18 protein-coding genes and 2 pseudogenes are annotated in these 17,281 nt (G+C 73.0%); 9 read left to right on the top strand and 11 right to left on the bottom strand.

The genetic code is table 11. From position 1 onward, the window contains the following. Window positions 1-72 precede the first annotated feature (72 nt). Complete coding sequence (locus tag ACFWA9_RS04190) at window positions 73-573, top strand: DUF1772 domain-containing protein (RefSeq protein WP_380382908.1); 501 nt, start codon at window positions 73-75, stop codon at window positions 571-573. A 24-nt stretch (window positions 574-597) separates the two neighbouring features. Here the strand turns inward: ACFWA9_RS04190 and ACFWA9_RS04185 are convergent, their stop codons facing one another. The 4 genes from ACFWA9_RS04185 to ACFWA9_RS04170 form a co-directional block, all read right to left on the bottom strand. Further along, window positions 598-954 (bottom strand): hypothetical protein, encoded by a 357-nt coding sequence (locus tag ACFWA9_RS04185; protein WP_329485788.1) that lies wholly within the window; start codon window positions 952-954, stop codon window positions 598-600. A gap of 181 nt (window positions 955-1,135) precedes the next feature. After that, window positions 1,136-2,716 carry an MFS transporter gene (locus tag ACFWA9_RS04180; RefSeq protein ID WP_380382906.1) on the bottom strand — a complete coding sequence of 527 codons (1,581 nt, stop codon included), beginning with the start codon at window positions 2,714-2,716 and terminating at the stop codon, window positions 1,136-1,138. A gap of 135 nt (window positions 2,717-2,851) precedes the next feature. Further along, window positions 2,852-3,667, bottom strand: coding sequence for a GNAT family N-acetyltransferase (locus ACFWA9_RS04175; protein WP_380382904.1), 816 nt, complete (start codon window positions 3,665-3,667; stop codon window positions 2,852-2,854). A 123-nt stretch (window positions 3,668-3,790) separates the two neighbouring features. After that, window positions 3,791-4,546 (bottom strand): putative protein N(5)-glutamine methyltransferase, encoded by a 756-nt coding sequence (locus tag ACFWA9_RS04170; RefSeq protein ID WP_380382902.1) that lies wholly within the window; start codon window positions 4,544-4,546, stop codon window positions 3,791-3,793. Between the two features lie 341 nt (window positions 4,547-4,887). On the opposite strand from ACFWA9_RS04170, the gene ACFWA9_RS04165 reads away from it, so the two are divergent. Next, window positions 4,888-5,112: a hypothetical protein gene (locus ACFWA9_RS04165; RefSeq protein ID WP_380382900.1), complete on the top strand. Its 225-nt coding sequence runs from the start codon at window positions 4,888-4,890 to the stop codon at window positions 5,110-5,112. A 7-nt stretch (window positions 5,113-5,119) separates the two neighbouring features. On the opposite strand, the pseudogene ACFWA9_RS04160 reads toward ACFWA9_RS04165, so the two are convergent. After that, window positions 5,120-5,917 (bottom strand): annotated as a pseudogene (locus tag ACFWA9_RS04160) (helix-hairpin-helix domain-containing protein); the annotation flags it as partial. 29 nt (window positions 5,918-5,946) lie between these two features. On the opposite strand from ACFWA9_RS04160, the pseudogene ACFWA9_RS04155 reads away from it, so the two are divergent. Further along, window positions 5,947-6,141: pseudogene (locus tag ACFWA9_RS04155) on the top strand (hypothetical protein); the annotation flags it as partial. Between the two features lie 414 nt (window positions 6,142-6,555). After that, window positions 6,556-7,374 (top strand): hypothetical protein, encoded by an 819-nt coding sequence (locus tag ACFWA9_RS04150; protein WP_380382899.1) that lies wholly within the window; start codon window positions 6,556-6,558, stop codon window positions 7,372-7,374. A 545-nt stretch (window positions 7,375-7,919) separates the two neighbouring features. On the opposite strand, the gene ACFWA9_RS04145 is transcribed toward ACFWA9_RS04150, so the two are convergent. From ACFWA9_RS04145 to ACFWA9_RS04135, 3 genes are all read right to left on the bottom strand, one after another. Next, complete coding sequence (locus ACFWA9_RS04145; RefSeq protein ID WP_380382897.1) at window positions 7,920-8,558, bottom strand: ScbR family autoregulator-binding transcription factor; 639 nt, start codon at window positions 8,556-8,558, stop codon at window positions 7,920-7,922. A 464-nt stretch (window positions 8,559-9,022) separates the two neighbouring features. Next, entirely contained in the window at window positions 9,023-9,658 is a 636-nt protein-coding gene (locus ACFWA9_RS04140) for a ScbR family autoregulator-binding transcription factor (protein ID WP_380382895.1), read from the bottom strand. A 217-nt stretch (window positions 9,659-9,875) separates the two neighbouring features. Next, complete coding sequence (locus ACFWA9_RS04135; protein ID WP_380382893.1) at window positions 9,876-11,390, bottom strand: tetratricopeptide repeat protein; 1,515 nt, start codon at window positions 11,388-11,390, stop codon at window positions 9,876-9,878. Between the two features lie 510 nt (window positions 11,391-11,900). Between ACFWA9_RS04135 and ACFWA9_RS04130 the strand changes: the two genes are divergently transcribed. The 3 genes from ACFWA9_RS04130 (at window position 11,901) to ACFWA9_RS04120 (ending at window position 13,542) form a co-directional block, all read left to right on the top strand. Further along, the gene (locus ACFWA9_RS04130; RefSeq protein WP_352287701.1) at window positions 11,901-12,458 is read left to right on the top strand and encodes a YceI family protein; all 558 of its coding nucleotides are present in this window, start codon (window positions 11,901-11,903) and stop codon (window positions 12,456-12,458) included. A 164-nt stretch (window positions 12,459-12,622) separates the two neighbouring features. Further along, window positions 12,623-13,021, top strand: coding sequence for an ArsR/SmtB family transcription factor (locus ACFWA9_RS04125; RefSeq protein WP_380382891.1), 399 nt, complete (start codon window positions 12,623-12,625; stop codon window positions 13,019-13,021). Continuing rightward, window positions 13,018-13,542, top strand: a complete 525-nt coding sequence (locus tag ACFWA9_RS04120) for an SRPBCC family protein (protein ID WP_380382889.1) — start codon at window positions 13,018-13,020, stop codon at window positions 13,540-13,542. Before ACFWA9_RS04125 ends, ACFWA9_RS04120 begins: the two co-directional genes overlap by 4 nt. 32 nt (window positions 13,543-13,574) lie before the next feature. Here ACFWA9_RS04120 and ACFWA9_RS04115 read toward each other — a convergent pair whose 3' ends face one another. Then, window positions 13,575-13,979: a RidA family protein gene (locus tag ACFWA9_RS04115; RefSeq protein WP_359809103.1), complete on the bottom strand. Its 405-nt coding sequence runs from the start codon at window positions 13,977-13,979 to the stop codon at window positions 13,575-13,577. Window positions 13,980-14,174: 195 nt separating this feature from the next. Here ACFWA9_RS04115 and ACFWA9_RS04110 point away from each other — a divergent pair, with 195 nt between their 5' ends. Together ACFWA9_RS04110 and ACFWA9_RS04105 are read left to right on the top strand one after the other, a co-directional pair. Further along, window positions 14,175-14,774 (top strand): C40 family peptidase, encoded by a 600-nt coding sequence (locus tag ACFWA9_RS04110; protein WP_380382887.1) that lies wholly within the window; start codon window positions 14,175-14,177, stop codon window positions 14,772-14,774. Next, a complete protein-coding gene (locus ACFWA9_RS04105; RefSeq protein WP_380382885.1) occupies window positions 14,707-14,988 on the top strand; it encodes a VOC family protein in 282 nt (93 codons plus the stop codon). The genes ACFWA9_RS04110 and ACFWA9_RS04105 overlap by 68 nt, the downstream gene beginning before the upstream one ends. A gap of 21 nt (window positions 14,989-15,009) precedes the next feature. Here ACFWA9_RS04105 and thrS read toward each other — a convergent pair whose 3' ends face one another. Both thrS and ACFWA9_RS04095 read right to left on the bottom strand, forming a co-directional pair. Beyond that, entirely contained in the window at window positions 15,010-16,296 is a 1,287-nt protein-coding gene (thrS, locus tag ACFWA9_RS04100) for a threonine--tRNA ligase (protein WP_380382930.1), read from the bottom strand. 224 nt (window positions 16,297-16,520) lie between these two features. After that, entirely contained in the window at window positions 16,521-17,243 is a 723-nt protein-coding gene (locus tag ACFWA9_RS04095) for a leucine-rich repeat domain-containing protein (RefSeq protein ID WP_380382883.1), read from the bottom strand. Window positions 17,244-17,281 lie beyond the last annotated feature (38 nt).

The raw sequence follows: 17,281 nt of genomic DNA, 5'->3' as shown, positions 1-17,281 counted from the left end.
CGCGGCCGGCCCGGGCCGACAGCCGGTCGGCCGAGGCGGCGACACCGGCGGACGGAACGAGGGACGAACCCGATGGAAGCTGCACGCGTGATCGCCCTCGTGGCCGCGACGATCACCACCGGACTGAGCGCGGGGCTGTTCTACGCCTACGCCTGCTCGGTGATGCCGGGGCTGCGCACGACGGAGGACCGTACGTTCATCGACGTGATGCAGCGCATCAACGTGGCCATCCTCAACGGCTGGTTCCTGGTCGGGTTCGTCGGTGCGCTGGTCTGCACGGCGGTGGCGGTGGCACTGCACCTGCCGTCGGACGGTCACGACGTCCTGCCGGCCGCCGTCGCGGCCCTGGTCTGCTACACGGCGGCGCTCGCGGTGACCCGTAAGATCAACGTCCCGCTGAACGACGCGCTGGCCGCCGCCGGGGAGCCCGGGCGGATCCTGGAGCCCGCCGCGGTGCGCGAGCGGTTCGAGGCGCGCTGGGTGCACTGGAACATCGCCCGGGCGCTGCTCTGCACGGCGGCCCTCGGATGCCTCTGCTGGGCGCTGGTGCTGCACGGCAACGCGAGCGGCTGAGCCCCGCCCGGCGCCGGGCGGGGCTCAGCGCGCGGCCGGCGGCCTCGGCGGGTTGTTGCGCAGCGGAGCGATCTCGCGGTCCAGCGTGGCGACATCCATCGCTATCCGCCGGGCGATGTCGCGCGGACCCGCCTCGGCCGGCAGCCGCCGGCTCCAGGAGCGGGCCCGGGCCGGGCCGTCGTGCGCCATGTGGAAGTTCAGCCGCAGCCCGCCGCCCAGATCGACCAGGCTGATCAGGAAGTGGATGTCGGACAGGTCGATGGTGACGTCGTTGCCGATGCAGGAACAGCCGACCAGATCGCCGATCTCCTCCTCCGCGAGGTACTTGGCGAGCTGGACGGCCTTCCCCTCGACACGGAACGGTCGCAGTACGGGATCCACGCTGGCTGTCGCCTCTTCCCCGGTGTTCGCTGGACTCCTGCCGTTGCCGACATGATTCTAGAACCGTCCTTGGAGTCCAAGTCACCTGCATCACAACGGACTTGGCCAGACAGCACGAGGGGGCGCAGGGGCGCACCACGGCCGAGGGGCGGCGAGCCGCCTGCGCGGTGCGGTCCGCCGGCTACCGCGTCTCGTGCTCCTTCCGCGCCGTCGCGGGCTCCCGGCGTCCCGCCCGCTGCCGCCACAGCAGCGGCAGGGCCGGCGCCGCCACCACCGCGAGCAGGCCGGCCAGGCCGATCGCGCGGCCGGCGCCGATCGCCTGGACGTCGCGGAAGGCCGCGGTGATGGCGTCCGCCGTGGCCTGGTCGACCGAGGAGAGGATCTGGTCGGCGAGCTTGGAGTCCGTGACCGCGTTCCCCAGTTGCTGGGCGTCGTCCTCCGAGAGCCCGGCCGCCCGCGCCCGGCTGATCGCCTGGTCGGTCTCCACCGCCTGCTGGACCGCGACCGTCACGGCCACCCCGAAGGCGCCGCCCAGCATGCTGGTGACCTTGAACATCCCGGAGGCCGTCCCGGCCAGCTCCTCCGGCGGCCCGGCGACCGCGGTGTCGGACAGCGGGACGGACATCAGGCCGAGACCGGCGCCGAGCACCAGCAGCCCGGTGGCCAGGACGGCGTAGTGGTAGGTGTCGCCGATCACGGCGGTCACCAGGGTGCCGATGCCCAGCAGGAACAGGCCGACGACCACCGGGAGCCGTGCCCCCCGCCGGGCCGCCACCCGGCCGCCGAACGGGTTGAACAGCAGGATGGTCACGGTGGACGGCAGCAACAGCAGCCCGGCCGCGACCGGACCGTAGCCGCGGACCTCCTGGAGGTAGAGCGTGAGCAGGAAGCTCACCCCGGCGAAGACGATGTTCATCACGGAGTTCGCCGCGAGCGCCCCGTCGAACGGCCGGGAGGCGAACAGCCGCAGGTCGAGCAGCGGATCCCGGACCCGCCGCTCCACCAGCACGAACAGCGCCGCGAGCAGTACCGACGCGACCAGCAGAGCGATGATCACCGGGTCGGTGAAGCCGTCCTCCTGACCGGCCGTGCACCCGTAGAGCAGGCAGAACGCGGCCGCGGCGCTGATCACCAGGCCGGTGAAGTCGATGTGCCGGGTGGCGTTCGGGTCGGTGGACTCCACGGCCGACCGGCGCACCAGCCACCAGGCGATCACCGCCAGCGGGGCGTTGATCCAGAAGGTCGACCGCCAGCCGGCCAGGCCGGTCAGCACGCCGCCGACGGCCGGCCCGGCGGCCTGGCCGACCCAGGCCACCGCCATCCAGGCCCCGAACGCCCGGGGCTGCTCGCTCACCGGGAACATCGGCGGGATCAGCGCCAGCGTCGCGGGCAGGATCAGCGCGGCGCCGAAGCCCATCGCGGCCCGCCCGGCGATCATCCCGGTCACCCCCGGCGTGAACGCCGTCAGCAAGGAGATCACGCCCAGCAGCACCAGGCCGATCTCCAGCATGCGCTTGCGCCCGAACACGTCGCCCAGCTTCCCGGCCGCGAGCACCAGCGCACCGGTGGAGAGGCTGAAGGCGTTGTTGGCCCACTGCAGGGCGGGCAGCGAGACCGACAGTTCGTCCGAGATCGTCGGCACGGCGACCCCGAAGTCGGCGAACGACAGCCAGACCATGCCGGCCGCGACGCACATCCCGGTCATCGCGGTCCACCGCTGCGGGGAGTACCCGCCGTCCGGCTCCCCGGACGTTCCGGCCATGGGTCCGCTCCCTCCTGCGCCCGGCCCCGTGCCGAACGGACCTGCCCACTATCCGGGCCCGCCCGGCACCGGGCCGGTGGCACACGCCGCGCGTCCCCTGAACGGCCCCGTCACCGTGGCCCGGCCCCGAGGCGGTCAGCCCCGGGCCCGGTGCTCGTACTGGTAGGGCGTCATGGTGGTCAGGACGGCGAAGCCGAGCCGCTCCAGGATCGGGCGGCTCTGGTCGGAGGCGTCGACCCGCAGATACTCGTAGCCGAGACCGGCGGCGATCCGGGCCCGGTGCGCCACCAGCGCGCGGTAGACGCCGCGGCCGCGCCAGGCCGCCAGCGTCCCGCCGCCCCAGAGCCCCGCGAAGCCCGTTCCGGGGTACAGCTCCATCCGGGACGCGCACACCGGAACCTCCCGGCCCTCGTGGTGGGCGATCGCGAGGTGCACCTTCAAGGTGTCCGGGCTCTCGGTGAGCTGGGCCAGGATGCGGCGGCCGAGCCGGGTGCCGTCGGTGCCGAAGGCCTCCTCGTGGACGGCGACCACCTGGGCCACGCCCGCCTCGTCGGTGACCTCGCGCAGCTCGATGCCGGCCGGCTCCGCCGTGTCCGCCATCCGGCGGGTGAGGTCGCCGAGCTCGGCGACCATCAGGGTCTCCGGCTCCTCCGGGGTGAAGCCGGCGGCGGTGAGGCGCTCGCCGAGGTCGGCCGGGCGGTCGTGGCCGTACACGGTCCACTCGAAGTCCTGGCCGAGACCGGCGTAGTGGCGGACCTGCTCGGCGATCACGGCGTCGGCGCCGGTGGGGTCGAGGTCGGACCAGACGATGCCGTTCCAGACGCTCTCGGGACCGCTCTGGCGCACGATCCCCGGGGACTGCTCGATGCGCGCGGCCGGGGTCTCGCGCGAGATGCCTCGGCGCATCCGGGAGTCGACGAGGGCCAGCAAGGTGTCGTGATCGGTAGTCATCCGGGCACTCCATCATCCCGGTGAGCTGCGGGGCAATCGGAATTCCGGTGGGTGGCCGGTGGCCGGTGGACGGTGGACGGCCGGGGTCAGCCCTCCTCGCCCCGGCCGCCCGGCCGCCCTCGGTCAGCGCCGGGCCGCGGTCACCACGGTCGCGTCGCGGTCCTCGCACGAGGCGACCGCCCCTTCCAGCCCGGCCGCGCCGACCACGGCGAGGGCCGCGGGCACCTGGCGCTCACTGGTCTCGAAGAACAGCGCCCCGCCCGGGGCCAGCCAGTGCGGCGCCTCCCCCACCACCCGGCGCAGCACGTCCAGCCCGTCCGCGCCGCCGTCCAGGGCCGGGCGCGCCTCGTGCACCCGGGCCTCGGCGGGGAGCAGCGCGATGTCGGCGGTCGGTACGTAGGGCACGTTCGCCAGCAACACGTCCACCCGGCCGCGTAGTTCGGCGGGCAGCGGATCGAACAGGTCGCCCTCGAACACCCGGCCGCCGGCGCCCGCCAGGTTGCGGCGGGCGCACCGGACGGCGGCCGCGTCGACGTCCGCCGCGTACACCTGGACCGGGTGGGCGGCCGCCGCCGCGAGGGCGGCGGCCAGCGCGCCGCTCCCGCAGCAGAGGTCCACCACCAGGGCGTGCGCGGGCGTCAGCCCGAGCGCCGTCTCGACCAGGAACTCGCTGCGGCGCCGGGGCACGAAGACGCCCGCGTCGACGGAGATCCGCAGACCCCCGAACTCCGCCCAGCCGACCACGTGCTCCAGCGGGCGGCCCTGGGCGCGGGAGCGGACCATCGCCGCGAGTTCGGCGGGAGTGGCGGCGGCGTCGAGCAGGATGCGCGCCTCGTCCTCGGCGAAGACACAGCCGGCCGCCCGGAGGCGGGAGGTCACCGAGGAACGCAACAGTGCGGAAGAGAAGACAGACAACAGAAGAACCCCATCAAAGACACAGGCGAAAGATCAATCCGCCAGGACTCCCCGAGAGGGACCGCCGCCGAACCGGCAGAGCGCCACTATGCGCTCGGTGCCACGTCTTCACAGCTGTTCCCGGGGAGCACCCGCTCCGTCGTACCGGTAATGGGTCTCACCTCCCGAGGTCGTGGTTCTGTTCGGCGCCGCCACCCTACCGCACGCTCCGCACCCGGAAGGCATCGTGGCGAGGGGCCCTCACCCGGTGGCATCCAGGTCCGACGCGGTCCTCCGCCGCACCCGACAGGCCGCCGTTCGACGCCGTGCTGTGCGACATCGACGGCGTGCTCCGCTTCTTCGACCAGCACGAGGTGACCCGCCTCGAACACGCCGCCGGGCTGGGGATGACGGGGCTGCTCCACCGCGAGCCCGAGGACCTGCGCCGGGCGCTCGCCCGGCTGTTCGACGGCCCGCGCGCCCCCTGGCCGGTAGACCGTCGGCCGGGCCTCGGGCCTCGGGCCTCGGGCCTCGGGCGTCCGGCGGGGTGACCGGGCCTCAGGCGAGGTGGTCGGCGACCAGGGTGGCGAACTCCTCCGGGGTGAGGATCCGGATGCCGAGCACCTCCGCCTTGGCCCGCTTGGAACCGGCCTTCTCCCCCGCGACCAGCAGGGTGGTCCGCTTGGAGACGGACGAGGAGGCCTTGCCGCCGGCCCGCTCGATCAGCTCGTTGACCGCGTTGCGCGAGAGCTCGGCCAGCGGACCGGTCATGGCTCCGGTGACGACGACGCTCTCACCGGTCAGCGGGCCGGCCACCGCACCACCGGCCACCGCACCGGCCGCCGCCTCCCCCTCCGCGCCGTCGGCGGACGCGACGGGCGCGGTCGGGGTGGTGACGGCGGTACCCACCCCCAGGGCGGCCAGCCGGTCCAACAGCGGCGCCACCCCGGCGAGTTCGGTGACGATGACGGCGGCCTTCTCGGCGCCGATGCCGTCCACCCCGGCCAGCGCCTCGGCGTCGGCGGCGCGGATCGCCGCCATACTGCCGAAGTGTGCGGCGATCCGGCGCGACATCGTCCGGCCCGTGCCGCGGATCCCGAGCGCGCAGAACACCCGGTTGAGCGGCTGGGTACGGGCGGTCTCGATGGCGGCGAGCAGGTTGTCGGCGCTGGTGTCGCCCATCCGCTCCAGGGTGAGCAGTTGCTCCTTGGTGAGCGTGAAGAGGTCGGCGAGGTCGGCGACCAGCCCCGCCTCGACGAGCTGGACGGCGCGGGTGCCGCCGAGGCCCTCCACGTCGAGCTGGTCCCGCCCGGCGGCGTAGATGATCGAGGCGACGGCCTGGCAGGCCCGCCGCTGGACCTGTCAGGTCCCCTGCCCGGCGTTCGATCGAGCAGGACGAGAACCTGGTGGCCGCCCCAGCCTGCTACAAGGCCGGCGAACGATCACGGCTCATCTACCGGCCCTGCCCGGACGCACGGCCCGACGGGCGCAAGAGCTTCTCCTGGAAGGACTACCGCGACCTGATCCAGACCGCACACCAGCAAATCGGCGGTCCGATCGCGCTGGTCTGGGACGACCTGAAGAGAAGGCCTCAGAAAGGTTGCAGCGCTGCATCGTGCACGGTTCCCACGGCGCTAGGGTCGAGCAGCACCAGTCCGATCGCATAGCTGTGCGAGCCGATCAGTCCAGGTGTAGCTTGGAATTAACCACACACGGCAGACGTGCTTCCTTTTGCGCGACGACAGTGGATTGATCCAGGCATCAACTGCCGGACGTGATCCAGCGCCCGCGATCGACGAATTGAAGATACTTCTAGCGAGGGTGCAGCAACGCGACGCTGGCGCCACTCCAAGCAGGGGGCTGGAATGAGAATTGCCGAATTCGGCGGAGGCGTTCGAGACTCTGCGAGCAACAGGATCTGGCTCCGTTCGGGCTGCGGCACTGACCAAATCGCATGTTGATACGTTAGCGATTATCTGGAAAGGGGAGTCATCATGAGTTGGCAGGGTTGGAATAAAATGCCGACAGGGACCACGCAAAGTGCACTCGCCGCCAGCGGAAGTGTGCACGTTTTCGGACGGGGGAATGATGATGTGATCTACCACAGTGGCCTCTCCTCGGGCGAATTCCCCGCCACCTGGTCCGCATGGAAGGCGCTGGGCGGACTGGTTGCAGTCGCGGGACAAGGGCCGGCCACGACCGTCCAGGCTGGCAGCGTCTACGCCTTCGCATTGAACGGGCAAGGCCGCATCTTCTACACCCGCTGGAACGGAGCCGGGGCGGACGGCTGGCACGAGATTCCAGGGGGCTTGGTGACACCCAGCCCGCCGGCCGTGGCTCCTGGGGTGATAGTCGCGCGCCAGGTGGACGGCACCCTGCGCTTCAATACATTCGATGGCGCGGGCCCGACGCTAACCTTTGGAAGTTGGCGCGGTACGGACGGAACCAAAACGCTATCCGCGCCCGCCATCACCGCTTTCGGCGCCGGATACTTCCTGTTCCTGCGTGGCGAGAACAACGGGATCTACTACCGGAGCCTCGGCGCCGACCGAGCGTCCTGGGGCGCATGGCAAAGCGTCCCAGGGGGTGGCCTGACATACGACGCGCCAGCTGTGGCCGAGTCGCTGCTTGTAGTACGAGGAACCGACAATGGACTGCACTGGAACACTTTCGATGGCGGTCTGAGCTGGACAGGATGGCAGCGGGCTGGAGGGCTGACGTATTCTGCTCCAGCCCTCACCCACTCCGGTTCGTTCTTCACACTTGTGGCGCGAGGGACGGACGACGGCATCCACTACAACTTCTTTGACTGACGGCGAGAGCCATCAGCCAGACCCGCCGACCGCCAGCTATCAATCAGCGGCTGCCCCCGGACGGGACACCGCACGCGACAGCAGAGCGGTCTGCCCACGGGGAGTACGGGTTCACGCTATCGCTGACGCCGCGCCCTACGGTAGCGCGTTCCATACGCATCAGACTGAGGTCGACGCCTAATTCGAAAGCGTAGAGCAACGAATTCACGCTCTCAACACCGAGAACTGCGTTCTGCTTCACCACTACGCCGTAGTGCTTAGGACGAAGTGTCACCCGGATTACCAAGTGCAGTACTACGCGATCGGCCACCACGTCTGGGCGAGGGAAAACGAGGCACTCCTGCCGGCGGGAGAGGCCATGGTGGCTGCGTCCTTCATACCGCCATCATGGCTCCCGGCACTGACATTCGACCGCAGGGCCGTTCGACCGCAGGGCGCGGGTTTCTCCGGACGGCCGGGGCGGGCGGGCCGCCCCACCGGCCCACGGACCCTCGGCCGGTCCGCCCCGGCGACCGGGGCCGGGACTGCGTCCGCCGCGACCGGGGTCAGCCGGCCGGCGGCGCCGCGGTCCGGTAGGAGTCGACCGCCTCCGGGAGGACGAGGCAGGGCAGCAGCCAGTCCCAGAACGCCTGCAGCCGGCCGGCCAGCTCCTCCCGGCCGCGCGCCGCGCCGCCCAGCACCTCCAGTCCGCACGCGGCGGCCACCAGCAGGGACTCCGGACCGACCCCGCCCGCGCGTTCGCGCAGCTCACCCGCCCGGCGCGCGCCCGCCAGCAGCTCCCGGACGGCGCCCGCCCAGACGCCCTGGAAGCCGCGGACCCCGGCGACCGGTCCGTCCTCGCCCTGCCAGGCCCCGTCCTCGCGGCCCAGCCGGAACGCCGCCCGGACCACCGGATCCGACTCCAGCGAGGCCACCAGCCAGTAGCCCGCGTCGATCAGAGCCTGGACGGACGTGGATTCCGTCCGCAGCGCGCAGCAGGCCTCCCGCAGCGCCCGCTCGGCGTGCTCCACCACGGCCCGCGCCAGCTCCTCCTTCGAGCTGAAGTGGAAGTAGAGCGCGCCCTTCGTCACCCCCGCCGCCGAGGCGATGTCCGCGAGCGTCGCGCCCGCGTAGCCGGACCGGTCGAACAGCTCCGCTCCCGCCGCGACCAGACGCCCGCGCGTCCGCTCCGATCTCTCCTGCACCAACCGGCCCTCCATTCCGCCCGCCCGCACCACGCCGGGACCGACCCGGCGACCGCCGCCGTCCGTCACCCGTTCCGCGGGAGCCGGCCAGGTCCGCGCCGGACCGTCGTCGCGCCGCCGGTGGGACGTCCCCGCCCCACCGCGACACCCCGGCCGACCGCCACCGGTCGCCCGAACTCCCGCGCGTCGACGATGCCGTGACTGATGGTCACCGGGTAACCCCTCCGGTGATCTGCCGACGCATCCTTGGCACATTGGTTTGCCCGGGCGCCCGGGCGGCCGACCGACCGGAGGGTGGGCACGGCCGTGGCGGCCCCGCGTCCGGCCCCGGCGCCGGACCGGCGCCGGACCGGCGTCGACCCCGCATCGGACCGCAAGAAACGGGACGAGCGGTTTGTGAGCCGCCAAACCGGACGCGCTGTACGGTTCGGCGTGACACGGACAGGGCTCCGGCGGACGGGTTTTCAGCAGGCCGCGGCCGCGCGGGCGGCGGCGACCTCGGCGACCACCCTGGCGCCCCGGTCGGCATCCATCTCCAGGGAGGCCAGCACCCCGGGCACGGCCACGCTCGGCAGCAGGTGCTGGAAGAGGCCCGCGACGCGTCGCTCCAGGTCCGCGCGGCCGGCGAGCTTCTGCGACTGGACCTGCACACCCGCCCAGGCCGCCGTCACCAGCCAGGCGGTGTCGGCCGGCACCACGTGCGGGAGCAGTTCGCCGCGCTCGCCCGCCGCCGTCAGCAGCGCCTCGAACCGGGAGATCCACCCGGGGACGGCGCCCCCGCCCAGGTCCCCGAGGCCGTCCTGGCCCAGCGACAGCCGAGCGCCCGCGCTCAGCACCGTGTCACGCGGCAGCAGATGGGCCACCACCATGCCGGTGTCGACGAACTCCTGCAGTCTGCAAGCGCGTTCGGGCACGGAGTCGTGGGCGAACTGCTCCTCCACCACCCCCTGGGCGAGGTCCCGCTTGGAGGCGAAGTGGAAGTAGACCGCTCCCCGGGTGACGCCGGCGCGAGCCACCACCTCACCGATCGTCGCCGCCTCGTACCCGCACTCGTCGAAGACCGATGCCGCCGCCTCCAGAATCAGCCGGCGCGTCCGCACCGCCCGCTCCTGCCGCACCACACGACCACCCCGCCCACCGCACCGATCGAACAAAACCAGACAGCCCGTATCTTAACCGGCAGGCATTCCCGTACCGAACCTGCGGTTTTCTCCGGTCCGGCAGTCACTTCGAAGATCAGAAAACCGACCGCGCGGTATATCGGGAGGTCGGCGGCGCGCTCCCGGCCCGCCGAGAGGCGTCGGGATCCCGCCGGAGTTACGGGAACGGCGTGGCGGGAGCCGCGTTCAGGGCGTCGTCGATCCGCTTCCAGAAGGCCCGGAAGTCCGCGGAAGCCGCCCGGTCGGCGGCGTACTGGGCGGAGTGCGCCTTCAGCACCTCCAGGTACTCCGGGGTGAGGATGACCGAGAACTCCCATCGGTCGGGCCCGCTGTAGGCCGGGACGGCACGGTTGCGCGCCTGGGCCAGTTCGTCCGAGATCATCCGGAGGTCGAGCAGGTACTCGGCGAGGCGGTCCCCCTCGGGCGGGGCCGCCCGCAGCCGCTCGGCGAGCCCGTCGAGCAGCGCCTTCATCCGGTCGTAGTCGTGGTAGTCCAGCTCGACGAGGTAGGTGAACTCCCTTGTCTCCACCCGGTTCTCACGCACCTTCCGACACCAGACCGGGGCCAGCTCCCGGGCGGACGGGGCCGAGCGCGGATTCCTGCGCAGGCGGGTGGCCAGTGCCCGCAGGTTCCCGTCCCCGATGTTCCCCTGGTACTCACGGGCGACGGCCGGGAGGGTCACCCGGGTGGGCTGCAGGGTACTGAAGTGCGCCAGCACGACGCCGTGTTCCTGCTCGTCCAGCGTTCCCCACTCACCGTGCGGACCGCCGCACGCGTCCGCGAGCGCGGACAGGCAGGCCGCGACGGCCATCGCCTCGCTGCCCCGCCACTCCCGCTCCAGCCACTGCTCGAAAGCCGACCCGTTGTTCACCGGCTGCCCTCCCTCTCGGTCCTGTGGATCGGTGCTCCGCGGTTCCCCGTCGTCGAAACGCCTGCGGCCGGCCAGCGCGCCGAGCCCGAGCGTGAGTCGCTTCTGCAGGCCGTCGTACCGGGACCGGGCGATCTGGTGACCGGCGTCGGCCGCCTTCTCGTACCAGCGCAGCGCTTCGCTCGGGTTGCCGAGCCGCTCCTCGTAGAGGGTCCCCAGGAAGAGCGCGCCGAACGCGCTGCCGAGCTGCGCGGACCTCCGGTACCAGTGCATGGCCAGCTCGGCGTCGGCGGCCGACGGCTCCTCCGGCAGCTCCCCGCGCAGCCTGGCCCGCATCCGGCCCTCGACGATCAGCCCCAACCGGGCCATCGCGTCGGCGTTCCCGGCCCCGGCGGCCAGCCGGTGGAGCTGCTCGATCCTCGGCAGGTTCTGCGTCCCGTCCCCGCCGCTCCACTCCAACTCCAGGAGGCAGGCGGCCTCGTAGGCCTCCCGGGCCTGCTCCTCGGTAAGCAGCCCTTCCGGCAGGGCGAACGGGTCGGGCGGCGGCGGCAGTCGCGGCGCGGTGGAGGGGCCGCCCGGGAACGTGACGTGGTAGTGGACCCCGCCCGTGAGGAGGCCGGCCTGGACCACCGACATCGACACCGCCGTCCCGACGGAGAGTTCGTTGCGGACCACGCCCGGCATGTCCGGCGTGGCAGCGTCCGCCACGTCCGGCGCATCGGGCCCGTCCGACGCACCCGCCCCGGCGGCGCGCGGCGCGGACGGCGCGGCGCGGTCCGCGCGGTGCTCCGCGGCCTCGTCCAAGAGGTCACCCCACTCGCTGCGCGTCCGGACGGCGTCGCCGGTGCCACCGGCCGGCGACGGGGCCGGACGGACCGGTCGACAGCGCCGGTGCAGGGATGCTACCCGCGTCAACCACGGTGCGGGACACGCGTTCTGGCCAATCTGACGGCGCACGGCAGGGCACCGCACGCTGCTCCCCCGCGCGACCTCCGGGAGCCGCCGGACCGATTCGGAGTGAGCCGCCGGACCCACCCGTAGGGAGCCGCCGCACCGGCCCGGAGTTCGGCGTCGGGCACCGCCGGACCCACCCGTAGGGAGCCGCCGCACCGGCCCGGAGTTCGGCATCGGGCGCCGCCGGGCCCTCCGGGCCGGTCCGCCCGTCCGGGTGAACAGCGCATGCGGCACCGGGGCGGAACGCCTAGCGTGGCCCGGGGCACCCCGCCCGGCCCGCCGCCCTCCCCGGACGGGCGCGACCGGCGCCGCGGGGCTCCCACCCTCCGGCTCCGCCCCCGTTCCCCTCAGGAGATCCCCGTGACCACGACGACCCCGCTGGCCGATCTCACCGGCGACTACGTCCTGGACCCGGCGCACACCCGGATCGGCTTCGTGGCACGCCACGCCATGGTGACGAAGGTGCGCGGCGCGTTCCAGACCTTCGAAGGCAGCGCCCACCTCGACGGCACCGACCCGAGTCGCTCCACCGCCCGGGTGTCGATCAGCGCCGAGAGCATCGACACCGGCAACGAGCAGCGCGACGGGCACCTGCGCACCAACGACTTCCTCGACGCCCCGAACCACCCGAGGATCACCTTCACCTCGACGGGCGTCGAGCAGCTGAACAGCGCCGAGTACCGGGTCAGCGGTGATCTGACCATCAAGGAGACCACCCGCCCGATCACCATCGACTTCGAGTACACCGGCAACGCCCGGGACCCGTACGGCAACCTCCGGGTCGGCCTGGAGGGATCGGTCGCCATCAGCCGCAAGGACTACGGCATCACCTGGAACGCCGCCCTCGAAGGCGGCGGCGTCCTGGTCGGCGACAAGGTGGTGCTGGAGTTCGACATCTCGGCGATCAAGCAGGAGTGACCCGGCCCGGTGTACCCGAGGGCCTGTGGCGGAGACCGCCACAGGCCCTCGGCGCGTTCCGGGGCGAGCCGCGCGGTTACTCAACCCATTGGTTGAACACGCGCACGGCGAGGAGTAGCCTCGTACTCAACCAAACGGTTGCAAGGAGAAGCAGAGGTGCGCTGATGGCCACCGATCCGCTGTCCAGGGCGTTCGTCGCCCTGGCCGACCCGACCCGGCGCGACATCGTCGCCCGGCTCTCCGTCCGCGACGCCGGGGTCGGCGAACTCGCGGAGTCCTACGCCATGTCGATGCAGGCCGTCTCCAAGCACCTCAAGGTGCTGGAGGAGGCGGGGCTGGTGAGCCGCAGTCGCGACGCCCAGCGCCGGCCGTGCCACCTGGAGCCCCAGGTGCTCGATCTGATGACGGTCTGGATCGAGCGGTACCGCCGGCAGGCCGAGGAGCGGTTCGGTCGGCTGGACGCCGTCCTCGCCGCCATGGAGGACGGCGACGAGGCCGGAGCGGCCGTCCCGGCCCCGGAATCCCCCGAAGAGCACGAAGAGCACGAAGGAGCAGCGTCATGACCTCCAGCGACCACCGCCGGACCACGATCGAGGCGGACCCGGCACTCCCCGTCATCCGCATCGTCCGCGAGTTCGACGCCCCACCGGCCCGGGTGTTCCGCGCCTGGACCGAGCCCGAGCTGGTAGCGCGGTGGCTCGGCCCCAGGGACCGGGTCATGAAGATCGACACCTGGGATGCCCGCACCGGCGGCAGCTACCGCTACTCCGCACTGGCCGGGGACGGGGCCGGGGACGGGGCCGGGGACGGGCCGGCGAGTGAGGTGATCGCCTCCTTCTACGGGTCGTTCCACGAAGTCCGCCGGGACAGCCGGCTCGTCCAGACCTTCACCTTCGAGGGCGTACCGGACGGCGTCTCGCTGGAGACCGTGCTCTTCGAGCCGGTCGGCGAAGGCCGCACCCGGGTCAGCTCGCTCTCCCTCGTCGACAGCCTGGCCACCCGCGACGCGATCATGGCGAGCGGGATGGACCGCGGCGTGATCGAGGGGTACGAGCAGCTCGACGAGCTCCTCGCCGCCGGCTGACCCCGGCGCGCCGCCGCCACGGGGGCGGTCGCTCAGGACAGCACGGCGACGGCCTCGACCTCGACGAGCTGGTCGGTGTAGCCCAGGACGGTGACGCCGAGCAGGGTGCTGGGCACGTCGTGGCTCCCCAGGTAGGAGCGGTAGACCTCCCACGCCGTCACCAGGTCCTCCTGCCGGGAGGAGGCCACGTACACGGTGGTCCGGACGAGGTCGGTCAGGGCGGCGCCCTCGTCCTCCAGCACGGTGATCAGGTTGCGCATGACCTGGTGGGCCTGGGCCCCGAAGTCGCCCACCGCGACCGTCCGCCCCTCCGCGTCGAGCGGGCAGGCGCCCGCCAGCCAGAGCGAGCGCACCGGCGCGTCCACGGAGGCGGCGTAGGCGTAGTCCACCGCCTGGGTGAGCCGGTGGTTGCGGATCAGCCGGACCGTACCGCTCATGGGGGCTCCGAAGGTCGAACGGATGTCTGCCCCCATCCTCGGCAGCCTCCTGATCGCCGGTCAAACCATTAACCGCCGCCCGCTCCTCCCGCCGCGCCCCCGCGCCCCCGCACTCCCGGTTCACCGGTGCGGGTGATGGCGGGTCGCCCCGCCGGACGGCGATCCTGGTGCCCCACCGAACGAAGGGGTTCCGCGATGGTGCTTCGACTGCCCGGCCGCGGTGTCGGCCGCCGCCGGATCCTGGGGCTGGCCCTGGGCGCGAGCGCCGTACCCGTCCTCGCGACCGTCGCGGCCCGGGCGGCACCGGCCGCGGCGCCGCTGCCACCGGCCGCCCTGGGCCGCCGGGTCGCCGAGGTGGCGGCCGCGCAGATCGGCGTGCCGTACGCCTGGGGCGGCGGCGACCGGCTGGGCGCGGGCATCGGGTTCTGCGACGAGGAGAACGGCTACCTCGACGGCCAGTGCCTCGGCGAGCACACCGTCGGCTTCGACTGCAGCGGGCTGTCCCTCTACAGCTGGTACCGGGCCAGCGGGGGCGCCGTCGACCTCGCGCACTACACCGTCGCGCAGTACCACCGCTCCGAGCCGGTCGCCCGGGCCGACCTGCTCCCCGGCGACCTGCTGTTCTTCTCGCGCGCGGACGCGCCGCTGCACCACGTCGGCGTCCACGCGGGCGACGGCGCGATGATCCACGCCGAACGCACCGGCACCCTGGTCACCCGTCTGCCCGGTGTCTTCGAAGACCCGCGCTGGGCGGCCGAGTTCGCCGGCGCCCGGCGCCCGCTGCCGCTCGGCTGAGCGAGCGGTAGCGACCGGAAGCCCGCCGGCCGCCCAGGACTCCGCCATGCTGGCCGTCCGCGTCACCGACGTGGACGAGGCGCTCGCCCTCTGCCTCCGCCACGGCGCCCGCGTGGCGGCCGAAGCCACCGACCGCCCCGCGTGGGGCCCGACCCTGCGCACCGCCCATCTCCGCGACCCGGACGGCCACCTGATCGAGCTGCAGTCCTCCTGACCGCCGCCCCCGGCGGGCCGGCTACTCCCCGGCCGGGGCGGCCTCCCACAGGTCGGGGCTGCCCGCCCCGACCAGGGACCGGATCCGGGCCAGGGCCTCGTCGGCCGGGATCGGGGCGAGCCGGCGGCCGTCGCGCAGGCGCAGGGCCACCTGGCCGTCGGCCGCCTCCCTCGGCCCGATCACCGCCTGGTACGGCACCAGCCGGGCCTCCCGGATCCGGGCGCCCAGGGTCCCGTGCTCGGGCCCGGCGACCTCGGCCCGCAGCCCCTGGTCGAGGCAGCGCTGCCGCAGTCGCCCGGCCTGGTCGGCCTCCCCCTCGGAGACCGGCAGCAGGACCAGCTGGGTGGGCGCCAGCCAGGCCGGGAACGCGCCGCCGTACAGCTCGATCAGATGGGCGACGACCCGCTCGACGCTGCCGATGACACTGCGGTGCACCATCACCGGGCGGTGCCTGGCCCCGTCGGCGCCGATGTAGTGCAGGCCGAACCGCTCCGGCTGGTGGAAGTCGATCTGCACGGTGGAGAGGGTGGATTCGCGACCGGCGCCGTCGGCGATCTGGACGTCGACCTTCGGTCCGTAGAACGCCGCCTCCCCCTCGGCCGCCTCGAAGGGCACGCCGGACCGCTCCAGCACCTCGGTCAGCAGCGCGGTGGCCCGCTCCCAGAGCGCCGGGTCGGCCACGTACTTCCCGCCCTCACCGGGCAGCGAGAGCCGGTAGCGGACGGGGCGGATCCCGAGCGCGCGGTGCGCCTCGCGGATCAGCTCCAGCGCGGCCACCGCCTCGTCGGCCGCCTGCTCGGGGGTGCAGAAGATGTGGGCGTCGTTCAGCTGGATCGCCCGGACCCGGGTGAGGCCGCCCAGCACGCCGGACGGTTCGGACCGGTACATCCCGCCCAGTTCGGCCATCCGCAGCGGGAGCTCGCGGTAACTGCGTGCCCGGGAGCGGTAGATGAGGGCGTGGTGCGGGCAGAGGCTGGGGCGCAGCACGACCTGTTCGGCGCCCAGGTCCATCGGCGGGAACATGTCGTCGCGGTAGTGCGACCAGTGGCCGGAGATCTCGTACAGCTCGCGTTTGCCGAGCACCGGCGAGTACACGTGGCGGTAACCGGCCCGCTGTTCGCACCCCCGGACGAACTCCTCCAGGGTGTGCCGGACGGCGGCGCCGTCGGGCAGCCAGTACGGCAGGCCGGCGCCCATCAGCGGGTCGGTGTCGAAGAGGTCGAGTTCACGGCCGAGGCGGCGGTGGTCGTGCATGGTGGCGGTCTCCACTCGGGTCTGCGGGGTGGCACCTGCGGGGGCTCTCCGCAGGCGGCGCTCCTGGGCCGAGTGGGCGGGAACGACGAAGCCCCGGGGCACTCGGCCCCGGGGCTTCGGACTAGGTCAGCAGTCAGCGCACCGGGACTCTCTCCGGCGTCGTCGTCAGGACGGCTGCAGCGCGCTTCATGCCTCCCACGGTAACAGGGCGGCGGCGCTCCCGGCGATCCGTTTCCGGTGCTCGCCCGCGCCCCGGAGCCGATCGGGAGCGGGCGTCCTCAGTACAGCACCGCGCAGCCCCGCTCGCCGAGGGCGGCGAGCAGGCGGGGCGGCGGTGTGACGTCGTTCCACCGCAGGTCGAGCTTCTCCAGGGCCGGCAACCCGGCCAGCCAGTCCGGCAGTTCGGTGATGCGGTTGCTCCGCAGGTCCACCCGGCGCAGCAGCGGGAGCCCGGCGAGCACCGGAGGGATCTCAGTGAGGGCGTTGTCCCGCAGGTCGAGCTCGCGCAGCGCGGCGAGTCCGGCGGCGGACGGCGGCAGAGCGGTCAACGCGTTGCCGCGCAGCCACAGTTCGCGCAGGGCGCCGAGCCGGCCGAGGGTGTCCGGCAGCCGGGTGAGCCGGTTGTGCTGGGCCCGCAGCTCCACGAGGGCGGTCATCCCACCGAGGGCGTCCGGCAGTTCGCCGATCCGGTTCTCGCCGACGTTGAGGTAGCGCAGGGCGCCGAGCCGGCCGAGGGCGTCCGGCAGCCGGGTGAGCGCGTTGTCATGCAGGTAGAGGAAGTCGCGCAGTGCGGTGAGTTCACCGAGCTCCGCCGGCACGGCGGTAAGCGCGTTGTGCCCGAGGTCGAGGGTCCGGAGTCGGCGCAACCGTCCGATGGCGGGCGGCAGTTCGGTCAGGCCGGTCTCGGCCAGGATGAGGACGGTCAGGTCGGTGCGGTCCCAGACGGATTCCGGCACCGCACCGAGCGGCTGCCGCCAGAGGTTGAGGGTCAGGTCTGTCACCCGGGCATTCTCCGCCGGTGCGACGCCCCGGCGAAGCC

Source organism: Kitasatospora sp. NPDC059973 (genome assembly GCF_042737525.1).
In the GTDB taxonomy this organism is placed as follows: domain Bacteria; phylum Actinomycetota; class Actinomycetes; order Streptomycetales; family Streptomycetaceae; genus Kitasatospora.
The sequence above is the reverse complement of the archived record's forward strand: the minus strand, read 5'-3'. Positions and strand labels throughout refer to the sequence as shown.

What these genes read in the sequence shown, in the direction of transcription:
- ACFWA9_RS04190 (WP_380382908.1), top strand. Translation starts at nt 73, where the DNA reads ATGGAAGCTGCACGCGTGATCGCCCTCGTGGCCGCGACGATCACCACC.
- ACFWA9_RS04180 (WP_380382906.1), bottom strand. Translation starts at nt 2,716, where the DNA reads ATGGCCGGAACGTCCGGGGAGCCGGACGGCGGGTACTCCCCGCAGCGG.
- ACFWA9_RS04175 (WP_380382904.1), bottom strand. Translation starts at nt 3,667, where the DNA reads ATGACTACCGATCACGACACCTTGCTGGCCCTCGTCGACTCCCGGATG.
- ACFWA9_RS04150 (WP_380382899.1), top strand. Translation starts at nt 6,556, where the DNA reads ATGAGTTGGCAGGGTTGGAATAAAATGCCGACAGGGACCACGCAAAGT.
- ACFWA9_RS04125 (WP_380382891.1), top strand. Translation starts at nt 12,623, where the DNA reads ATGGCCACCGATCCGCTGTCCAGGGCGTTCGTCGCCCTGGCCGACCCG.
- ACFWA9_RS04120 (WP_380382889.1), top strand. Translation starts at nt 13,018, where the DNA reads ATGACCTCCAGCGACCACCGCCGGACCACGATCGAGGCGGACCCGGCA.
- ACFWA9_RS04115 (WP_359809103.1), bottom strand. Translation starts at nt 13,979, where the DNA reads ATGAGCGGTACGGTCCGGCTGATCCGCAACCACCGGCTCACCCAGGCG.
- ACFWA9_RS04110 (WP_380382887.1), top strand. Translation starts at nt 14,175, where the DNA reads ATGGTGCTTCGACTGCCCGGCCGCGGTGTCGGCCGCCGCCGGATCCTG.